15 protein-coding genes and 1 pseudogene are annotated in these 20,379 nt (G+C 51.5%); 13 read left to right on the top strand and 3 right to left on the bottom strand.

Going from position 1 to position 20,379, the window contains the following annotated elements; genetic code table 11:
- Window positions 1-9: 9 nt before the first annotated feature.
- The 11 genes from MKY82_RS01530 (at window position 10) to MKY82_RS01580 (ending at window position 16,633) form a co-directional block, all read left to right on the top strand.
- Window positions 10-1,161 carry a Gfo/Idh/MocA family oxidoreductase gene (locus tag MKY82_RS01530; RefSeq protein WP_220686917.1) on the top strand — a complete coding sequence of 384 codons (1,152 nt, stop codon included), beginning with the start codon at window positions 10-12 and terminating at the stop codon, window positions 1,159-1,161.
- A 15-nt stretch (window positions 1,162-1,176) separates the two neighbouring features.
- Window positions 1,177-2,346, top strand: a complete 1,170-nt coding sequence (locus tag MKY82_RS01535) for a dihydrodipicolinate synthase family protein (RefSeq protein WP_220686916.1) — start codon at window positions 1,177-1,179, stop codon at window positions 2,344-2,346.
- 38 nt (window positions 2,347-2,384) lie between these two features.
- The gene (locus tag MKY82_RS01540) at window positions 2,385-3,206 is read left to right on the top strand and encodes a sugar phosphate isomerase/epimerase family protein (RefSeq protein ID WP_220686915.1); all 822 of its coding nucleotides are present in this window, start codon (window positions 2,385-2,387) and stop codon (window positions 3,204-3,206) included.
- 82 nt (window positions 3,207-3,288) lie between these two features.
- Window positions 3,289-4,533 carry a Gfo/Idh/MocA family oxidoreductase gene (locus MKY82_RS01545; RefSeq protein WP_220686914.1) on the top strand — a complete coding sequence of 415 codons (1,245 nt, stop codon included), beginning with the start codon at window positions 3,289-3,291 and terminating at the stop codon, window positions 4,531-4,533.
- Window positions 4,534-5,097: 564 nt separating this feature from the next.
- Window positions 5,098-8,934 carry a family 43 glycosylhydrolase gene (locus MKY82_RS01550; RefSeq protein ID WP_339295316.1) on the top strand — a complete coding sequence of 1,279 codons (3,837 nt, stop codon included), beginning with the start codon at window positions 5,098-5,100 and terminating at the stop codon, window positions 8,932-8,934.
- A gap of 226 nt (window positions 8,935-9,160) precedes the next feature.
- On the top strand, window positions 9,161-10,117 hold the full coding sequence (locus MKY82_RS01555) for an ABC transporter permease subunit (protein WP_100539679.1): 957 nt from the start codon (window positions 9,161-9,163) through the stop codon (window positions 10,115-10,117).
- A 79-nt stretch (window positions 10,118-10,196) separates the two neighbouring features.
- Entirely contained in the window at window positions 10,197-11,069 is an 873-nt protein-coding gene (locus MKY82_RS01560; protein WP_220686912.1) for a carbohydrate ABC transporter permease, read from the top strand.
- Window positions 11,070-11,118: 49 nt separating this feature from the next.
- Entirely contained in the window at window positions 11,119-12,753 is a 1,635-nt protein-coding gene (locus MKY82_RS01565) for an extracellular solute-binding protein (RefSeq protein WP_220686911.1), read from the top strand.
- Window positions 12,754-12,919: 166 nt separating this feature from the next.
- The gene (locus MKY82_RS01570) at window positions 12,920-14,677 is read left to right on the top strand and encodes a histidine kinase (RefSeq protein ID WP_339295317.1); all 1,758 of its coding nucleotides are present in this window, start codon (window positions 12,920-12,922) and stop codon (window positions 14,675-14,677) included.
- Window positions 14,678-14,753: 76 nt separating this feature from the next.
- On the top strand, window positions 14,754-16,325 hold the full coding sequence (locus MKY82_RS01575; protein ID WP_100539682.1) for a response regulator: 1,572 nt from the start codon (window positions 14,754-14,756) through the stop codon (window positions 16,323-16,325).
- 218 nt (window positions 16,326-16,543) lie between these two features.
- Window positions 16,544-16,633 (top strand): TetR family transcriptional regulator, encoded by a 90-nt coding sequence (locus MKY82_RS01580; RefSeq protein ID WP_339295318.1) that lies wholly within the window; start codon window positions 16,544-16,546, stop codon window positions 16,631-16,633.
- Window positions 16,634-17,420: 787 nt separating this feature from the next.
- On the opposite strand, the gene MKY82_RS01585 is transcribed toward MKY82_RS01580, so the two are convergent.
- Complete coding sequence (locus MKY82_RS01585) at window positions 17,421-18,212, bottom strand: nucleotidyltransferase domain-containing protein (RefSeq protein ID WP_220686909.1); 792 nt, start codon at window positions 18,210-18,212, stop codon at window positions 17,421-17,423.
- A 254-nt stretch (window positions 18,213-18,466) separates the two neighbouring features.
- On the opposite strand from MKY82_RS01585, the gene MKY82_RS01590 reads away from it, so the two are divergent.
- Window positions 18,467-18,922 (top strand): HNH endonuclease, encoded by a 456-nt coding sequence (locus MKY82_RS01590; RefSeq protein ID WP_113061584.1) that lies wholly within the window; start codon window positions 18,467-18,469, stop codon window positions 18,920-18,922.
- On the opposite strand, the gene MKY82_RS01595 is transcribed toward MKY82_RS01590, so the two are convergent.
- Entirely contained in the window at window positions 18,875-19,150 is a 276-nt protein-coding gene (locus MKY82_RS01595; protein WP_339295319.1) for a hypothetical protein, read from the bottom strand. The genes MKY82_RS01590 and MKY82_RS01595 overlap by 48 nt on opposite strands.
- 69 nt (window positions 19,151-19,219) lie before the next feature.
- A complete protein-coding gene (locus MKY82_RS01600; RefSeq protein WP_339295320.1) occupies window positions 19,220-19,495 on the bottom strand; it encodes an AbrB family transcriptional regulator in 276 nt (91 codons plus the stop codon).
- 355 nt (window positions 19,496-19,850) lie between these two features.
- On the opposite strand from MKY82_RS01600, the pseudogene tnpA reads away from it, so the two are divergent.
- Window positions 19,851-20,323 (top strand): annotated as a pseudogene (gene tnpA, locus MKY82_RS01605) (IS200/IS605 family transposase).
- The last annotated feature ends 56 nt before the right edge of the window (window positions 20,324-20,379 follow it).

Genomic DNA, 20,379 nt, shown 5'->3' on the forward strand with positions numbered 1-20,379 from the left:
CAATGAAAGATGGCAGTTCGCAACATCGGCATTATTATGAACGGCGTTACCGGACGGATGGGAACCAACCAGCATTTAATCCGTTCGATTCTTGCAATTCGCAAGCAGGGGGGCGTCGCGCTATCGGGCGGAGACGTCATAATGCCCGACCCGATTCTGGTCGGCCGGAAGGAGAACAAGCTGCAGGCGCTGGCGGCCGCCTACGGCGTCGAGCGTTGGAGCACCGATCTTGAAGCATGCCTCGCCGATCCATACAATGAAATTTATTTCGATAGCCAGACGACGGTGCGCCGCGCGGAAAGCATCAAGCAGGCGATCGCGGCGGGCAAGCATATTTATTGCGAGAAGCCGACGGCCGTCGATCTCGAAGGAGCGCTCGAACTGGCCCGCATCGCCGCCGAGGCGGGGGTGAGAAACGGCGTCGTGCAAGATAAGCTATTTTTACCCGGATTGCTTAAGCTGAAGCGCTTGATCGACTCCGGCTTCTTCGGGCGCATCTTGTCTGTGCGGATGGAGTTCGGCTATTGGGTATTTGAGGGCGACTGGCAGCCAGGTCAGCGGCCTTCATGGAACTACCGCAAGGAAGACGGTGGTGGCATTATCGTCGACATGTTTGCACACTGGCGCTATGTGCTCGAGAATTTGTTCGGGGAAGTGAAGGCTGTTTCCTGTCTTGCCGCTACGCATATTCCGAAACGTTTGGACGAGCAGGGCGTTCCCTACGACTGCACGGCAGATGATGCGGCGTACGCCATGTTTGAGCTGGAAGGCGGCATTATCGTGCAGGCCAACTCGTCATGGGCGGTGCGCGTAGATCGAGACGATCTACTCACGGTTACAGTCGACGGCACCGAAGGCAGCGCCGTGGCGGGCTTGCGCGACTGCAAGACGCAGCATCGGGTCAACACGCCAAAGCCAGTATGGAATCCGGACATTCCGAATCCGTTCCAGTTCCGCGACCAATGGGTGCAGGTGCCGGACAACGCGTCGTTCGACAACGCGTTCAAGGTGCAATGGGAAATGTTCTTGAAGCATGTCGTCATCGACACGTCGTTCCCGTGGGATCTGCTCGAAGGTGCGAAGGGCACCCAACTTGCCGATCTCAGCTTACAGTCGTGGCATAAGCGCCGCTGGATCGACGTGCCGAAGCTGAGCCTGTAAAGGAGGAGAGTACAGATGACTAAATCGCTGCTCCTCCCCCGCGCAGGGGGAGCGTTGTATGAATATGCTCTTGGCAAAGCCGGCTCGTTTGCTGTGTCGACCAAGCCGTTTACGGGCCGTATCGCCTTCTCGGCCGCCCATGTCGTCTGCGATCCGTTTGCGGATGCCGATCCGCTGCATCACACGCAGATCGATTGGAACTCGACCCTCGCCTACCGGCACCATCTGTGGTCGCTCGGTCTGGCCGTGGCGGAAGCGATGGATACCGCGCAGCGTGGGATGGGCCTCGACTGGAACCGCTCGAAGGAGCTTATCCGCGCTTCGATCGCGGAAGCGTGCTCGGTTGGCGGCAAAATCGCCTGCGGCGCGGGAACCGATCATCTGCTCCCGGGACCGTCGGTCACGATATACGACGTGGAAGCTGCCTATGAAGAGCAAGTTGGCTTCATTGAAGGCGAGGGCGGTCAAGTCATTCTGATGGCGAGCCGCGCACTTGCCGCTTGCGCGAAAGGGCCAGAGGACTACGAGCGGGTGTATGGGCGCATTTTAGGACAAGTGAAACAGCCGGTTATCCTGCATTGGCTTGGCGACATGTTCGATCCCGCTCTGGCCGGCTATTGGGGGTGCAAGGACGATCCGGATGAGGCGATGGACGTTTGTTTGCGCGTCATTCGGGCAAACGCGGACAAGGTCGACGGGATTAAAATCTCGCTGCTCGATGCCGGTAAAGAAATCAAGATGCGTCGGCTACTGCCGGAAGGCGTCAAGATGTACACCGGCGACGACTTCAACTACCCGGAGCTGATCAAGGGTGATGAGCAGGGCTACAGCCATGCGCTCCTCGGCATATTCGACGCGATCGCTCCGGCCGCTTCCCAGGCGCTTCATGCGCTCGACGCGGGCGACCTGGTCAGTTATGGGGCGATTATGGAGCCTACAGTCGCCCTGTCGCGCCATATTTTCCAGAAGCCGACGTTCGCCTACAAGACGGGAATTGTGTTCATGGCCTACTTGAACGGCCACCAACCGCATTTCCGCATGATCGGGGGAGCGGAGGGATCGCGCTCGATCGTCCATTTGGCCGAGCTGTTCGTGCTTGCCGACCGGGCCGGGCTATTGGCCGATCCAGAGCTTGCCGCCGAACGGATGAAGCCTGTCTTAGCGCTGGCAGGTATTCGGCCGTAATCTCTTATAGCAATATTTGAAATCCGGGAGGGATCAGCATGGAACTGCTTCGTTCCATAGACAGACTCAGCTTGAACCAGATTACGACCGATCGGCTGGATATGCGCGAGGCCGTGGAAGCATGCGTTCACGCGGAAGTGCCTTGGATCGCGATGTGGCGGCATAAAGTGGCCGAGACCGGCCTGGCCGAGAGCAAGCGGCTTGTGCGGGACGCGGGCCTGCGCGTCTCCAGCCTGTGCCGCGGAGGTTATTTTCCGGCGGCCACCGCGGCTGCGCGCAAAGAGCGGATGGACGACAACCGTCGGGCTGTCGAGGAAGCGGCTGAGCTCGGCACCGACGTACTCGTGCTCGTTTGCGGACCAGCTCCGGACCGGGATATCGATTTTGCCCGCAAGACGGTCGAAGAGGCGATCGCGGAGCTCGTGCCGTTCGCTCGCTCGCACGGAGTCAAGCTCGGCATCGAGCCGTTGCACCCGATGTACGGCGCTGAACGCTCCGTCATCAATACGCTGGCGCAAGCCAACACGCTCGCGGAGCAGCACGACCCGCAGGACGTCGGCGTCGTTGTCGACGCGTTCCACGTCTGGTGGGATCCTGAGCTATACGCGCAAATTGAGCGTGCCAGAGGGCGGATACTCGGTTTCCACGTTTCCGATTGGATCGTGCCGGTACCCGACCTGCTAATGGGCAGAGGGATGATGGGGGACGGCGTTATCGAGCTGCGCCGGATGCGTCATGCCGTCGAGACGGCCGGATACTCGGGGGCGATCGAGGTGGAAATCTTTAACCAGCAAGTATGGGATATGCCGGGAGACGAAGCGCTCTCGCTAATCAAGGAACGTTACTTGCAGTGCGTATGATATGAATTTTTATTTACGGCTTTGGCTAGCCTGGAGAATCGCTTCCCGGCTTGTCAAGGCATAGGTAATGGAGGGAAGGAATATGAAGATTTGTCGCACCGCGCTGATCGGGATCGGGGGATTCGGCGCTCAGCATGTGAATATCATGCAGAAGCTGGCCGGAGAGGGCAGCCTGCAGGTTGTCGCTTTTGCGGAGCCGAATGTCGACGCTCATCAGGAGTCTTACGGTAAGCTGACCGCGCTTGGGGCCATCCATTATACGGACTATGTGCAGATGCTCACGCTTCATCCGGACATCGATTTCGTCGTGATTGTCACGCCGATCCCCACCCACAAGCCGATGTGCATCCAGGTGATGCGGATGGGCTTTCACGTGCTGGTGGAGAAGCCGCCGGCGATAACGATACAAGATCTGGACGAGATGATCGCCGTGCAGCGGGAGACCGGCCGCTTGTGCCAGGTGAACTTCCAGAATACGTCGGGTCAGGCGTTCCGAACGTTGCTGGAAAGGCTTGGCTCCGGCGTGCTCGGGCATGTGAAGCATGTGGTCGGCGTTGGTATGTGGAAACGCTCTCGCTCGTACTACGATCGAACCCGCTGGGCCGGAAAACTGGTCAGCGACGGCGAGTATGTGTTGGACGGGACGTTCAACAATCCGTTCGCTCACTTGCTGTACAATTGCTTGCTGTCGGCCGGAGTCGAAGGCGCCTCAGGTTTACACCCGGAATCGGTGCAGGCCGAGCTTTACCATGTCAACGACATCGAGGGGGACGACATCTCCTGTATTCGAGTCGTTATGGCTAACGGTGCGAGCGTTCATTTTTACGCCATGCTTTGCCACGAAACGAGTGAAGTGCCTTCCATTGCTGTGTACGGGACGCGCGGGGAGGCACATTGGAATTACCAGAACAAGCTGACGATTCGCGCGCAGGACGGCGAAGAAGATTTGGCGTTTGGCCCGGCCGATTTGATGCGCAACATGTATCAGAACCTGATGGAAGCGATAGAGACCCCGGGCAGGACGCTCTTCTCACCGATCGAGGCGTGCCGAAGCTTCGTACTGGTATCCAATGGAGCCTATGAGTCGGCCCGCGCCGTTCGCTCAATTCCCGGCCGGTTCGTGACCGAGCAGGAGGATAGCGACTCCACGGTGCGCTTGCTGTCCGGCTTGTCCGATAAGATGAGGGATGTGGCGGCGAAGAGGCAACTGTACAGTGAATACCCGCTTCCTTGGGCATCGCCGACCCTTCCGTTCAGGCTGGAGAGCTACAGCCGATTCGAGCTGCCTGCCGACATGCGTGCAAGTAGCGGTCGACCGACCAATTAGAGGCGTCCCTTCCGGGCTCTTGTTGCCGCTTCGCGGCAGGGGGGCCCTTTTCCTGGTTTCCTTCTTGCCTCTTCCTTAGTAGGGTTCTGATTCACTTATCCCCCTATCAGTTGAGATCAAGGCAGGCTGTACGTCTTATTTAGAGGAAGTGTTTACTTGGCAGGGCTATGACCAGATTTCGCGTCCCTTTATCTGTATGCGAAAAACAAAAAAATCTAAAGAAAAACCTAGAGAATTTTAAGGTTTGAACTGGAAGGACTGCGGTACAGTATACACGATATCGATAAGCATTCAACCAAGAAAGAAGGTTAGAACATGCCAACAACCTGCAGCCGCCGGAATGGACAGCGTTCCGAAGGCCAAACACGCCTTTTACCGGTATTTTTCTATGGGCGGGATTGAAATCGCTTTCAAGGGGTTCATCCGGATGGATTGGTTGAAAAAACTGAACCTGGGGGTGCGAAGAAGAAACGTTCGGACGAATCGCCGGCAATAAAGCAAATAAGGAGTGTAAAGTGTTTTCGGTGAATGCTGAGAGCTATATGATTCCAAGGAGGACTGTTAATGCTCAGGAAAAGATTCAGGTACCTGCTGCTTTGTCTCGCGGTGCTGCTGATGCTGCCGCAATGGAGAGGAGCGGCTGCGGCGGCAGACAGGGCGCCCGATGCGAAAGATTCGATGTCGGCGTCGACAACGGCGGTGTCGGAGGTGTCAAATTTCTATAATACGATTATGCAGGTAGGAGCCGACCCTTGGGTTTACAAGCATACGGACGGCTATTATTACAACGTCTTTGTCAACGCCAGCGGCATCATGATCCGCAGATCGATGACCATCACCGGCATTGAAGCGGGCGAGAGGAGCCTAGCCTGGACACCGGTTAAGGGTACCATGTACAGTTCCAATGTTTGGGCACCCGAAATGCACTATCTCAAAGATATCGATGGCAAATACAAATGGTATATTTACTTCGCGGCTGACAACGGAACCAACGCAAATCACCGCATGTATGTGCTGGAGAACGCCAGTGAGAGTCCGATGACCGGAACCTGGGAGTTCAAAGGGAAAATAACCGATTCCACGGACCGCTGGGCGATCGACGGCACGGTGCTGACTGTAAATGAGAAACACTATTTCATCTGGTCCGGCTGGGAGGAAACGGATGGGAGTTACCAAAATCTATATATAGCGGAAATGAGCGATCCACGGACCATCAGCTCGCAGCGGGTATTGATTTCGACGCCTGACCATGATTGGGAAACGTCCCCGGGCAGGATCAACGAAGGTCCCCAAGTCAATATACGCGGTAACACCATCAACTTGGTCTATTCCGCAAACGGAAGCTGGACAGACAGTTACTGCCTCGGACTGATCACGGCCAAGATTGGCGACGATTTGATGAACCCCAGCTCCTGGGTAAAACAGGACAATCCGATTTTCTCCAGCGCCAACGGCGTTTATGGCCCGGGTCACCACAGTCTCACCACCTCTCCCGACGGCAGTGAGGACTGGATTATCTACCATTCCGCCCGCTGGCCAGGATCAGGGTGGACCCGCAATGTCCGAGCGCAGAAATTCATCTGGAACGCAGACGGAACGCCAAACCTGGGAGAGCCCGTCGATCCAAACAAACCGATTGCCAAGCCTTCAGGGGAGCCGGCACGTCAGCGCTGCGAGGCGGAAGCAGCCCTGTTGGTGAAAGATCCCAGCGGCGGAACCGGCCCCGGCGTTTGGTGGGAAGGTACCGCTTCCGACGGGAAGAAGATCGCCAATATCAAGAACGCCAATGATTATGCCCAGTTTACAGTCAACGTGCTAGAGGCGGGATTTTATGTGCTGTCTGTGCGCAATGCCAACGGCTCATCGAATGGGGCGGATGCTTCACATATCTTGTCGGTAAACGGCAGTTCCGGCGCCCGTTTGAACATCGTCTATTCCGGCTGGAATCGTTGGGGAGCCTCCACGGTGAAAGTCTATCTTAAACAAGGCAACAATACCATCCGTTTCTCGACGGGTGCCAACCTTGCCGAAATTGACAGCATGGATATATTCAAGCTTGATGTTGCGTCGGAAATTCTATTCGATTCTCCGGGGTACACGCTGGGGTTAGGTGAAAGCCGCAGTTTGCCCGTGTATACGGTAACAGGCACTACCTACTCCCCTGTGGACAGCGGAGTTTCCTTCAGTTCTTCCAACAAAGAGGTCGCTGATATTGATGGGATGGGGGTCAAAGGACTCAAGGCAGGCAGCGCCACGATCACCGCGACATATAACGGAAAGACGGCCACAGCCACGGTTACCGTTGCCGCTGAACCTAAGTCTGTGCAGTCCATTGCCATCAGCGGATTGAACAACATCCTGACCAGCGGGCTGACAGGGCAACTGCAGTTAACAGCTCGCTACAACACCTATGAAGTCCAGGATGTGTCGGCTGACGCCACGTACTTCAGCAGCAAACCAGACGTGGCCAAGGTTACGGTCACCGGTCAGGTATATGACACTGGGCCGGGGGATACGGTGATTACAGCCGTATACGGCGGCAAGGAAGCAAAATTCAACTTAACAGTAACACCCGATCCGTCTCAGGTTCCTCAGATTCTTTCTCAAGTAAAAACTCCCTCCGGAGTGACACCGAGGCTGCCCGGCGTTGTTGACGTCAATTACAAGGGTGAGATAAGCATCGCCGAGGTCAGCTGGAAGCTGGAAGGAATACACTTCAACTCACTTGGCACGATTCAGGTGCCTGTCATATTAACACTGAATGGCGAGAAGATTCCTGCTGCCGTTTCCGTAGAAGTGATCCCGGGATGGGGTCTTGATGAGATTGTAGATAACATGCGCAGCAGGATAGTCGGTTTCTCTTATCCGCTGGGCGAAGGCTTGGGAACCTATAGTCAAGATGCGTATAATGCTCTCTTGGCTGAGCTGGAACATGCGGAAGAGATGTCTGTAGACCCTGATCTGCGTGAAGAGCAGTTTGAGGAGGCGCTGGATCGCCTTGCTGAAGCGGAAGCAGCCCTGCTTGGCTCACTTAACCTTACCGAGGATGGCGTGACCTATAACGCCTACCGGGATTTCTCCGGCGATGAGACGGGCAAGTACCCTTACGGCATTACCACCGAAGCTCTAACCAATGGCGCTACTGCCACTGTGCAAGAAGAGGACGGGAATAAGTTCCTTCGACTGACCACAACCGCTGTTGCGGGCAAGGCAAATTTGTTCCTGCCGTTTGCAGGCGAGGTCAAGGCAGAAGCGGATCAGCGCATCGTCATCGAATATCGTGCCAGATTAAACAGCAGCTTTCAGTACGCCAATGGTGCCATGGTGAGAAATGACAGCGGCACCGGCAATTATTCCATGGTCACAGCTTTTGATACGGGTAAAATCATCGTACAGAATGGGGGGTCCAAGAAGCCGGTCAAGAACACTTCATACAATACATGGTACAAAATTAAAATGGTGGCAAATTGGGACGCCAAGACTTATACCGTTTATATTAACGATGATCCTGTTCCGGCGGCCACTGACTTCCTCTTCCGCCATACAGGCGGCAGTAAGTTGACCGGCCAGCTGTTCGGCATCGACGGCTACGCTAACGCTTCAATCGACTTCGACGATTTCAAAGTCATGGTTACGGGAGGATCGAAAACTGCGCCGATCACATCCGCGGCTCTTTCGCCAGAAGTTCCGAATGGCCAAAATGGCTGGTATACGCATCCGGTAACGGTAAGTTTGTCAGCAAAGTCCCCGTGGGCAAGCGTTGCAAAAATCGTCTACAGTCTGGACGGCGGGGCGACTTCGCAAACCTATACGGCACCGATCACATTCAACCAAGACGGTACTTACACGGTTACCTATCGTTCGACTGATCCAGCAGGGAATGAGGAGATTGCGAAAGCCGTCAGTTTTAAACTGGATACGAAGGCGCCAACTATAGAAGTTGCCATTCCTGAAGACGGCAGCATCCATGAAGATAGCGGGGATTTGACCCCTATGGTGACTATGCTGGATACGGCATCGGGAGTCGACAACAGCAAGACGATGGTGACGCTGGATACGTATTCTTATCTGGTTGGCACGACGGTCCCACTCTTTTCATTGCCGCTGGGAACACATACGCTTGAGGTGTCTTCAGTTGATCTAGCCGGCAATTCAGGCAGTAAAACCGTTGTTTTCCATACCGTAGCAAGTATCAATTCATTAAAGGCATTAGTGACGCGTTTTGCCGAGAGCAAGGAAATCGATAATGCCGGAATCGCCCGTAGCCTGCAGAAAAAACTGGAGAATGGCAATTTGAACAGTTTTGTTAACGAGGTGCGGGCGCAAGACGGAGAACACATATCGAACGATGCGGCAAACTATTTACTTAGGGACGGACGCTTCTTGTTGTCCCGGCAATAATTTGAAGGAAGCATTAAGCTCTGGCATTTAAATGAAAAGCTAACGCAAACGGGAAAGGGAAGCGCCAAAAAAGGACGCGAGCGAATTCGCGTCCTTTTTTTTTCTGTACGTGAAAAACAAAAAAAACTATAGAAAAACCTAGAGATTCTTAAGGTATGCACCGGTGGGACTGCGATACAGTATAAACATCATCGAAAAGCAATTAACCAAGAAAGAAGGTTAGAACATGCCAACAACACCTGCGACCGCCGAAACGGACAGTGTGCCGATGGCCAAACAAGCCTTTTACGAGACCAAGAGGTTTCGGCAGAATATTCCGCTGTTCCTCATGCTCGTACCGGGGATCCTGTATTACGTGATATTCCGGTATCTTCCTATGGGCGGTCTTGTGATCGCTTTCAAGGATTACAATTTCCGCGATGGCATTTTGTCCAGCCCTTGGGTGGGACTCAAGTATTTCAAGATTTTATTTCAGTCCGACGCTACGCTGCAGATCATCTGGAATACCCTCGAATTAAGTATTCTGAATCTGATCTTCGGTTTTCCCGCGCCGATCATTATCGCCATCGCGCTGAATGAGGTTCGAAAAAGATGGTTGAAGCGATGGATTCAAACGATTATTTATCTTCCCCACTTTCTGTCATGGGTCATCGTAGCAGGGCTGGTTCTCACCTTGTTTTCGATCGACGGCGGCACCGTTAACAAGCTGCTGGAGCAATGGGGAATGGAGCCTGTGCCGTTTTTGTATCGCATCGAATCCTGGGTCGCGATCTTTATCGGCTCCGGGATGTGGAAGGAAATGGGGTTCGGTGCCATTATCTATCTCGCCGCCCTTTCGTCCATTGATCCCAGCTTGTATGAATCCACCGCCTTGGACGGCGCGGGTAAGCTGAGACAGATCTGGCATATTACGCTGCCGGGCCTCCGTCCTACGATTATCCTTCTGCTGATCCTGGGCATGGGCCGCTTGATGGAGGTAGGGTTCGACCAGGTTTACAACTTGCAGAATCCCACAGTCCTGGAAAAAGCCGAGGTCATCAGCACCTATGTGTACAAAGTGGGGCTGCAGAAGGCCCAATTCAGTCTGACCACGGCCATGGGTCTATTCGAGTCCATTGTCGGCTTGGTGCTGCTGTTGTCGGCTAACGCACTGGCCAGGAAATTCGACCAGGGATTATTCTAGCCCATGCTTCCGAAGCAAGTTTTGTACGAAGCTTATCCGGAAAGCAAGGCTCACAAAACTTTAAGGGAGGGGACCTGCATTGAGAGAGTCGGCTAGCGGAAGGGTTTTTTCGGTCTTCGTTCACACGGTTTTAATTATCATCGCACTCACCTGCATTCTGCCTTTCCTGCATTTGATCGCTTTGTCCATAAGCGAAGGGCAGGCAGTGGATCTGGGACAAGTCTTGTTCTGGCCGGTGGGCCTTGATTTTACCGCTTACAAATATTTTTTTCAGAACACGCCAGCCTTGCGGGCGTTTGGCAACAGCGTCATCATCACATTGGGCGGAACGGCGCTTAGCATGCTGACTACGGTTCTGACGGCGTATCCTTTGTCCCGCCGCTATCTGTATGCCCGCAAGCCGCTCACAACGGCCGCGCTGTTTACGATGTTGTTCAGCGGCGGCATGATTCCCACGTATCTAGTGATGAACACTCTGCATTTGACGAACACGTACTGGTCCTTATGGTTCGTTGGGCTGATCAGTACCTATAACATGTTAATCATGAAAAGCTTCTTTGAAAACATTCCGAGTGAAGTGACGGAATCGGCTCAGATTGACGGCTGCGGAGAGACGCAACTGCTTTTGCGCATTATTTTGCCTTTATCCCTGCCCATGCTGGCCACATTGACGTTATTCTACGGCGTTGGTTACTGGAACATGTTCATGAATGTCATTCTTTACATCAATCGAACGGAACTGCAGAATCTCACGGTCATTGTCCAGAGCATGCTGCAGATTCAGAGCATGGACAATATGATGGCGATGGATATCATGCAGCAGCAGGAGCTGATCTCCGAGAAACTGAAGGCGGTAGGCGTTATGGTGATGGTGGTGCCGATGCTGGTGGTATATCCGTTTTTGCAAAAGTATTTCGTTCAAGGGATTATGCTGGGTTCCATTAAAGGTTAGCGGCAACAAATCCATTCATTATAGATCATGGGTCGAGAGGAGCTTGTAAATGTTAAAACAAACATCCAAGTGGAACAAAAGGGTCTGGTCATCCACAGTACTGGCTATCGTGTTGACGGTGGGGGCTGCCGGCTGCAGCCAGCCAAAAGAAGAGGGGCAAAGCGGAGATAAACCTGTCATTACCGTGTCAAACTATGACAGAGGCAATATCCCGGCCGCGGAGGGAACCGTGGAGGAGAACCGCTGGACTAAATGGATTAATGAACATTCTCCGGTGGAGGCCAAGTTTGTGCCCGTGCTCCGGTCGGAATCGACTCAGAAGCTAAATGTGATGTTCGCATCCGGCAGCGCGCCGGATATGATCAATGATTATGATACGGGCTTCAGGGATTCCCTATATCAGCAGAAGCAACTGCTGCCCCTGGACGATTACTTGCAGTATGTCCCTGAATATGAAAAATTGCTGGAGAAGTATCCCCAGTTGCGCGAGGTGGGCACCAAGCCGGATGGCAAGCTTTACGAAATCGGCAAAATTAACGAGCCCCATCTGCAAAGCGTGGCGTTTATCCGGGTGGATTGGTTGAAAAAGCTGAACCTAGAGGTGCCGAAGACGACCGAAGAGCTGATTACAGTCTTGAAGGCTTTTGTAGAGCAAGATCCTGACGGCAACGGCAAGAAGGATACGTACGGAACGAATATAAGCTATACCTCCGGCGGCATGGTCGATTCCATGTTCGGCTCGAGCGGTTGGGCCATCTCGGCTGACGACAAAATCATCCGCAGCTGGGATAACACGCTGGAGGCGACGAAATTCAAGAAGAGACTGTTCGACGAAAGACTGATCGACCCGGATTACCTGGCAGACACGAACGGTTCCAAAGCCAAGAAGGATTATTTGAACGGCAAGGTGGGCGTTTTCCTTCCTCCGCAAATCAACAACTGGTTTGAGAGTACGGTCACCGATATCAAGACCATCAGAAAGGTGGTCCCGGATGCGGAAATTGCGCCGATGATGCAGCCCGAGTCTCCTGTGGGACAGTTTACCCATCACGTGACCAACCCGATTCAGATGACAACGGTGGTTAACGCCGCAGCCAAAGATCCCAAGGCTGTGATGGAATATATCAACTTTATGCTCCAGCCGGATACGGCGCTGACGTTGAGAAAGGGGCTGGAGGGAGAACATTGGAACAAGTCAGCGGACGGTGCGCCCATCGTGATTGATCCCGACAAGAATACGAAGGAAGTGGATTGGGCCGCGGACTACACCATGTTCTATTCTCTCCCGCAGAACGAATCTTTGACCTCCGTATCGGCATTTAATGTAGAGGATCCGGATCAGAAGGCGGGGCTGGAGATGATGAAGCAGGCAGACCAGTTCTTGCTCAATCCGGACGCCAAATATCCCGCTCTGAGTCACTACGAGCATATGCCGGTTCTGCCAAGCGACCTGGTGGTTATCAGTACCAACGTGAACAAAGAAGTGAGCGACATCATTGTCAAAGGAATCATAGGCGGGTCCAAATATACGGCCGAGCAGGCTATTGCGGATGCTAAAGCAGCCTGGGAGAAAGGCGGCGGCAAGCAGATTGAGGAATACATGAATACGTGGTATCAAGAAAATAAAGACACGGCCTTCCTGGGCGATGATGTACTGGAAATGGTCCGCTCCCAACTAAAGTAAAGTTCGGACGGAGCACCAGGAATAGAATAAGGACTTGGTCCGGTAGAAGCCGGGCCAAGTTTTGTTTTAATTCAGGATGAAAGGGATTACAATCGGATTACATCATCGTTTGGGGGAGGGAGCCAGACTGAATCCGATAAGTTGGCCGGGGAGAATTGCCGGAGAAATGAAGGGCAGCTTCAAGTTGAAGCTGATTGTACTGCTCTCGTGTATGGTCACATTAGCCTTTGCATTAGCGGGGTGGCTGGTCTACCGCTTAAATGTCCAATTGATGGAGGACGAGATCAGCAAGCAGTTCTCCATTGCCAATGAACAGGCTTTGGCCCGATTGGAACTCACCTTCCAAGAGGTAAGCCGGGTATCCCAATCCATTATACTGAACCCTTCTATAGAAATGTTCGTCACAGAGAGCCTTGATCCCGGAGGGGAGCTCTATACGCAATACAAGAACCGTAAGTACGTGGAGGAGCAGCTGATCACGCTGCAAGTGGATACGCCGTCGATTCGTTCCATCTTTCTGTTCAATGAAAATGGAGATTTGGCTATTCGCTCCCAAAATGGGGCGTCAGGGGAACCCGGACCTGAAGAAATGGCCATGTTGATGGGCAAGCTGGAATCGCATCGGGGGAACTTGGTCTGGGGACGGGCCAGTCTGCCTAGTAGTGTCGATCCCGGCGGACGCCGGACGGTGCTAATTGCCGCTAGACGGATGCTCAATGATAAGCTGATTCCGTACGGAACCATGGTGGTGGTCATGGAGGAAAGACTGGTGTCCAAAGTGCTGCGGGATCTTACGGAGAACGGCAACGGTAAGGTACTGCTGCTGGAACCTCTGGAGGGACTGCTCTACGCCAATATGAATCAGGAGGAGACGGAACAACTCATGCGCTTGATCGAAGCCGGCGATCCCCAATATGTCAAGATGAGTGGGGTCACCTATTTATTTGTCCGCCATCGTCTGGAACCGGCAGGCTTCACGTTATATGGAGGGGTTTCTCTGGAGGAAATTCAACGCAAAAACAAAGACATCATCCATATCTTTGTTATTGCCGGAATTGGCGTCGTGCTTCTTAGCGCACTGCTGATTACGATTTCTACCAGAACCTTGCTGAAGCCACTGGCTGATCTGCTGCGGGGGCTGCGCAAATTGCGTTCGGGGGATTTCTCGGCTCGGATTAGCGTCCGTTCCGGCGATGAGCTCGGGTTCATCGGTGAGAGCTTCAACAGCATGGCGGAGCAAGTAAGCACTCTGATCAACAAAGTGTATCTGGCCCAGATCAGCCAGCGGGAATCGGAATTAAAAGCCATTCAGGCGCAATTGAACCCTCATTATCTGCATAACCTGTTCAATGAACTGTATTGGAAGCTGTATAACGACGACCAGGCAGAGGCGGCTCTACTGATCAACGCTATCTCGGAGATGCTGAAGTATTCGCTTAAATCCGTCAAGACCGATACGACGCTGGGAGAAGAACTGCAGCAGATACGGAATTACATTAAGATTCAGACCGAATTGTTTACCGGCGAGATTGAAACGATCATTCAGGCCGAAGAATCGCTTCTGGGCCTACGGATGATGAGATGCCTGCTGCTGCCGGTGGTGGAAAATGTTTTTGTGCATGCCTTCCGAAATATGGATGAAGATCGGGTGCTCAGGGTGAAGGCGGCTTTACGGGATGGAGCGCTGCATATCGAGGTGGCTGACAACGGCTGCGGCATGGATGACAGCACTTTATATGCTTTGAAGGAAGCTGAGGATGCGCTGTCTGAGAACAACAAAACGGGAATTGGCTTTAAGAGCGTGCTGCGACGCATTGAACTGGTGTATGGGGCTCCTTACGGAGTAGAGATTTCCAGCGTCAAGGGAAAAGGAACGACCGTTCACATCAAGCTTCCCATTCAGACGATCCCGCAAGAGTACTAAGCCTATTCTTTCGAAGCGAGTTTTGCTCGAAGCTTATCATGAGGTAACGCTGACAAAACTTTTAGGAGGGAAATGGATGAAAGCCAAGCTGTTTATCGCCGAGGATCAACCGAATTTTCGCAAAGGATTGCTCAAGCTGGCCGGGAAACGGTCCGCCGAGTGGGTGGTGGCGGGAGAAGCGGCAAATGGCCTGGCCGCTCTGTCTTCGATGGAGCAATGCATCCCGGATTTGCTGTTAACCGATATCCGCATGCCCCATATGGATGGGCTCGAACTGGCCGAGGAAATCAAGGCTCGCGGCTGGGGGACCAAGATTGTGATCATCACGGGATTCAAAGATTTTGCTTACGCCCAGTCCGCCCTCAAGTTTGGAGTGCTGGACTTTATCACGAAACCTTGCGTAGAAGCGGATATATTAAACATGCTCGATCGGACCTATGTACGGCTGATCGAAGAGGATCAGTCCGGGCGGCTGGTGGAGGATTGGAAGCGCCAGCATGAGGACAGCCAGCTTCGCTCAGCGATTATGGGCATGTCCTGCAACAACGGAGAGGTGGAGGCTTTGCTCGGACGGATGAAGGAATGCGAGCTTTACTTTCTTAGCATCCCTACCTATATTTCCTCAGAAAAACATTATTCCGCCCAGGATATGCCGCTATTGCAGTTTGCTCTCGGCAACATTGTCAGGGAGCATTTGCATAAATGGTATGGCGGAGGCTTCCGTTTTTTTTCCTTGAGTTCATCGGAATGGGCTTTATTGGTGGACAGGACGGATTCCCGGCCGGAAATGCCTTCTTCCTGGTTGCAGATCCTCACCGATTCGATTCAGCAGTATCTGAAACTGGCGCTTGCCTACTGCGGACAAGGACGATGCCGCATGGCGGAGGACCTGCGTCAGGCTTACGAGCGGTATTGCAGCGGGCTGGGCCGGGAGGCGGCCTCTGAGCGCAGTACTGGCTATGAATCTTTACTTAACCAGACGGCGCTTTACGAAAAGGAGAAGGAAATCGTATCCTGGCTTATGTCGGGAGACAATGGCCGTTTGAACAAGGAGCTTCTAGATCAAGAGGTGCGGATCAGTAGTATGCCCCTGCAAACCGCTAAAATCGAAGCCCTGCTCCTGGCCACGGCCCTTCTCCGGCTGGTGCAAGTACAGTTTCCTGTATGGCGGATGGCCGCACGTTCCATCGAGTGGGGTTCCGTCTACAAATGCGAGACGCCCGAAGAGATTGTGGCTTGGCTGCAGGGATACATCCATGAATTCCTACTCTCCCATAACAACTGGCTTGCCGGCAAAAAAGATAATCCGGTCAAGCAAGCCATCCGGTTTATCGAAGAGAAATATATGGACGAATGCGGATTGGCTAAGGTGGCGGCGCATGTTCATCTCAACCCCAGCTACTTCAGCAACCTGTTCAAGAAAGAAACTGGCGAAAGCGTCACCGGCTATATCCAAAACCTGCGCGTGCAGAAAGCGAAGATCCTGCTCAAAAGCACCGATATGAAAATTTTCGAAATCGCCCAAGCCATCGGTTTTAACGATTCCAATTACTTCACGCATATGTTCAACAAAGTAGCAGGGCTCTCGCCCAAGGAATACCGCAAGCGGACAGCAGAGCCGCCGCAGGGAGTCGCGGATGGATTTTGATGCGGATGGGCAGTCTGATTCTCTTGAGGTAGCTTGGAATGCCGCGGCATTTATGATGAAAGTTGACACTAATAAATACGTATTAAAATTAGATTGAACATTCTTTCTAATAGACTGCGAAGGAAAAGCGCGATGTTCGATAAATACAAAAAATCACAAAAAAAGTGCTGGATACAACGCTCAGACTTTTTCGGGAGAATGGCTTGCAGGCTACCTCGATGTCAATGATTTCGAATGAATCCGGCGTATCCATGGGGAGTATTTACAACGCTTTTTCGGGGAAAGAGGATATCGTCAATGTGCTCTAAAAAAGCATCGTCGAATTCCAGACTGAGACAGTGCTGCAGGACTTTTACGACGAGTCGTCGATTCCGAAACGATTCGGGAATGTGTGGAAAAAAGTTGTCACATCTTGCATCGATTATCCTGACGCTTTTCAGTTCATGGATTTACGAGTCTTCCAAGAGAGAAGCCTATGATAACAACTGGTACGCTCCCTTGTCACGAATGTATGCCGAGGTAACTCAGCAAGGTTTGTTCATTTCGGACGACCCCCGGCTGATGGTGCAGATGCAGTGGGGGAACCATGGTTTTCCTGGTCAAAGGCCATTTGCAGGGAAATCTTGAACTATCCTCTGGGATTGTTGAAATGGTGATTCGATCCTGCTGGACTCAGTCAGCACAGCCCAGGGATTTAATCAGCTTCTTCAAGAAGCGGTGATTTGATTGTCGTCAGCAGCATTTGGCGGCCGTGCCGGCCTGTAAATGGGAGCGGCACTATTTTTTAGCCAAAATTAGAATGAATGTTCACTACAAATGATAAGGGAGGTTTTTATCATGAAATAATTGCATTTGTAGCGGGGGCACAAGCGGCATCGGGAGGGCGACGGCTTTTGAACTGGCAGAACGCGGTACGGTTGTGTTTGTGGCAGGACGACGCGAACAAGAAGCAAAGACAGTTCTGTTTGCGACGACAGGGGTTCGACTCCCCTCGCCTCCATACATACCTTAAAAAAAGCGACCGATTACGGTCGCTTTTTTTGCTGTAGAATGCTGATAAGTGTGAATAATAAATTTCACTGTCTTGTAGATGTTTTATTTATGGATCGTGGAATATACGGTTTCAAGATAAGCAATTGAATTGCGTTCGGCTTCTTCTTTGCGTATCCAACCATCAGAAGCCTGGCGTAAACGTTGATATAGCTTGATAGTGGCCTTTAACGCACGGTAACAACTTTCGTAGCTGTGGAGTGGAATCGTGTCCCGAAGCTCAGCCATCTCCATTTCAGCAAATTGCTCTAGTCGTCGGACTCCCGCGGGAAGATGGCCGTTACGCATGAGTATCAACGGTCCTAATACTGCATTGCGAATAAACGTAATATGTTGGATGAGCTCGAACAACTCGCCTCTTCCTAATTTCGCCGCACCGTAATGCACCCAAACCCAGAACCGATCCTCCATCCATTGCATAGAGGGCGATGGATAGGTAGGGGATGTCTCGGCAAGGATCGTTCTGATCTCCTCGTCTCTCTCCCAAAGCACAATCGGATTCTCGGTTCGTATCCTAAGCTCCGATTTCGAAATGAACTTCAGATCCACGTGAAGCAACGGTGGGCCGTATAGGCAAATAACCAGACGTGGTTCTCCGACATGCTCACCTGTGAATGCCGACAGTAATTGTTCGAGCTCTTCTGCGAGTTGAATGCGTTGCTCCATAATTTCATTGCGATACGCGTTATCGTACACGATGACTAAATCTAGATCGCTATACTCGTCCATGGCTCCGTGGATCATGGAGCCGCCTGCAAGGAGGCCCGTAAGTCGATTATCTCGACTGATTTTCTTTTTTGCCTGCTGAATGAAGCGTTCGTGAACGGGTAACATCATGCTATGCACTCCTTAAAGATAGGACCCATATATAAATGGGTATTACGCCAATATATCATTGCGGTTAATTCGTTGTCAAACGGGTGATACTCAGGTGACACCACAATCCTGACTACACCGTAGAAGCTTATCTTCGGACAGGGGTTCGACTCCCCTCGGTTCCATCATAATGAACACCATCCGCATGAGGATGGTGTTTTTGTTTTATATTAATACTATAGGGTAGAACATGTCGTACAGATGGAGTGAAATCGATGAATCATAGTCATGATGGAGAGGAACCATTGATAACGGTACTCAATATGGATGGTCAACAACTAACACCATGTTTACCCCATCGGGCTTGGCGGGAAGTTGAGCGATCGCGAGCTGTTTGGATTGATGAGCAGACGATCCAATTGCTTTATAATCCGTTCTTATTTCGGGACTATCGAAAAGCTGCACTGAAACGAGATCATCACACTTGTTTGTGGTGCGGACGACACGCCACGACAGTGGACCATATGATCCCCTCAAGCAAAGGCGGCTCGGATCTTCCGCAAAACCTGATCGCTTCATGCAGCGAATGCAATACGAAACGAGGAAACCGTTCTGCATTGTCCTATCTCAAAGAAAATGCACACTCTGTTCCAAATCTTATGAAGCTTTGCTGGCGTATCTTTCTAGCTAAATACAGACATCGTCAAATGAAAAAAGGGACACTTGAGTAAAGGCTTAGATTTATGATTTGGGAATCGTGGTGCAGTGAGCTTCAATGATCGCAGCCGTTTGTTGACGATCGAATTGATGGTTAACCATATCCACTGTAAAATTTTCGGCTTTCTTGCATCTATCTTGAAGTGCAGGCCATTAAAGCGCAGGAGTACAACCAGTGCTGTAAAAGCAGTCCAATTATTTGCGTTATGGAAAGGATGGTTTTGACCAAGGGATTCGAACAAAGCTGCGGCTATTTCGAAAATAGTAGGATAAGCATCTTCGCCTATGTTCCCCCGGGCTATATCGTTGTATCATGTTGGACGGATAAATAGCGGATGGATGTCATCCGTCTTTAAGTCCTCGAAGCGTTTGATCGTATTCTTCAATGTCATCGTCAAAGTATCCATGAAGTCCGCACGTATTCCTTTAGGTAAGGAGACCTTTGTTAACTTCTTAATAATGATTTCTCTTGTGGCTGGACTAACCTCAATACTGACAGTGTTGCCTTGATCCAGTCCAATTTGCTTCAAAACATCAGTCATGGTTATACCGAGGCTGTTGCCGAATTTGGTCACTTTCCGTTCCATCTGAATCATCCTGTTCATTACATGCTCAAACATCGAGAAAACGTCAGAAATAGAAGCGATTAAATAATGAGGGTCTTCAGAGTCTTCGTAAATAAATTTATATTCACAGAGGGAAAGATAATATAAGTTTGCAAAGCAAGACACGTCACTCAAAGAGTGTCAAATACACGTTATGCTAAAGAAGGGCCTTAGAGGTCCTTCTTTTTTTGCTTGTTATGGCTTTAGCCAGTTGAGTGCGTGAAACGCGCGAAACAAAAAACCACCCGCTATGCGGGTGGAGGGATTGAGGGTTTGACCACTGAGACCATTCCAATAAAATTGAGATGTTCAGGCTCAAAGAAAGGAATGGTCTCAAATGGCAACCAAGAGCTACTGCCTAGCTCACACAAAGTGGATGTGCAAATACCACATTGTATTTACCCCGAAGTATAGACGGAAAGAGATCTATAATCAAGTAAGAAGAGACTTAATAGAAGTTTTCAAACGCTTATGTAAGTACAAAGGAGTAGAAATTATAGAAGGTCACATGATGCCCGATCATGTCCATATGTTGGTGGCTATCCCACCGAAAATTTCAGTCTCATCATTCATGGGATATCTAAAGGGGAAAAGTTCGTTAATGATCTTCGAGAAGCATGCACAACTAAAATATAAATACGGGAATCGAAAATTTTGGGCAGAAGGATATTATGTGAGTACAGTAGGTTTGAATGAAGCAACAGTAGCGAAGTACATTCGTGAACAAGAGGCACATGATAAGCCATGGATAAGTTGAGTGTAAAAGAGTACGAAGATCCATTCAGCAGCAACAGGGGCAAAAAGAAATAAACCAGTTTAACTGGTAAGTGAAAGTGACAAATAACAATGAGCCTGAACAGAGTTAT

This window comes from Paenibacillus sp. FSL W7-1279 (assembly GCF_037969845.1).
GTDB lineage: Bacteria > Bacillota > Bacilli > Paenibacillales > Paenibacillaceae > Paenibacillus_AQ.

Coding starts and splice junctions, on each gene's coding strand:
- MKY82_RS01575 (WP_100539682.1), top strand. CDS start 14,754: ATGAAAGCCAAGCTGTTTATCGCCGAGGATCAACCGAATTTTCGCAAA.
- MKY82_RS01585 (WP_220686909.1), bottom strand. CDS start 18,212: ATGATGTTACCCGTTCACGAACGCTTCATTCAGCAGGCAAAAAAGAAA.
- MKY82_RS01580 (WP_339295318.1), top strand. CDS start 16,544: ATGTCAATGATTTCGAATGAATCCGGCGTATCCATGGGGAGTATTTAC.
- MKY82_RS01540 (WP_220686915.1), top strand. CDS start 2,385: ATGGAACTGCTTCGTTCCATAGACAGACTCAGCTTGAACCAGATTACG.
- MKY82_RS01565 (WP_220686911.1), top strand. CDS start 11,119: ATGTTAAAACAAACATCCAAGTGGAACAAAAGGGTCTGGTCATCCACA.
- MKY82_RS01590 (WP_113061584.1), top strand. CDS start 18,467: ATGAATCATAGTCATGATGGAGAGGAACCATTGATAACGGTACTCAAT.
- MKY82_RS01545 (WP_220686914.1), top strand. CDS start 3,289: ATGAAGATTTGTCGCACCGCGCTGATCGGGATCGGGGGATTCGGCGCT.
- MKY82_RS01555 (WP_100539679.1), top strand. CDS start 9,161: ATGCCAACAACACCTGCGACCGCCGAAACGGACAGTGTGCCGATGGCC.
- MKY82_RS01530 (WP_220686917.1), top strand. CDS start 10: ATGGCAGTTCGCAACATCGGCATTATTATGAACGGCGTTACCGGACGG.
- MKY82_RS01550 (WP_339295316.1), top strand. CDS start 5,098: ATGCTCAGGAAAAGATTCAGGTACCTGCTGCTTTGTCTCGCGGTGCTG.
- MKY82_RS01570 (WP_339295317.1), top strand. CDS start 12,920: ATGAAGGGCAGCTTCAAGTTGAAGCTGATTGTACTGCTCTCGTGTATG.
- MKY82_RS01600 (WP_339295320.1), bottom strand. CDS start 19,495: ATGGAACGGAAAGTGACCAAATTCGGCAACAGCCTCGGTATAACCATG.
- MKY82_RS01535 (WP_220686916.1), top strand. CDS start 1,177: ATGACTAAATCGCTGCTCCTCCCCCGCGCAGGGGGAGCGTTGTATGAA.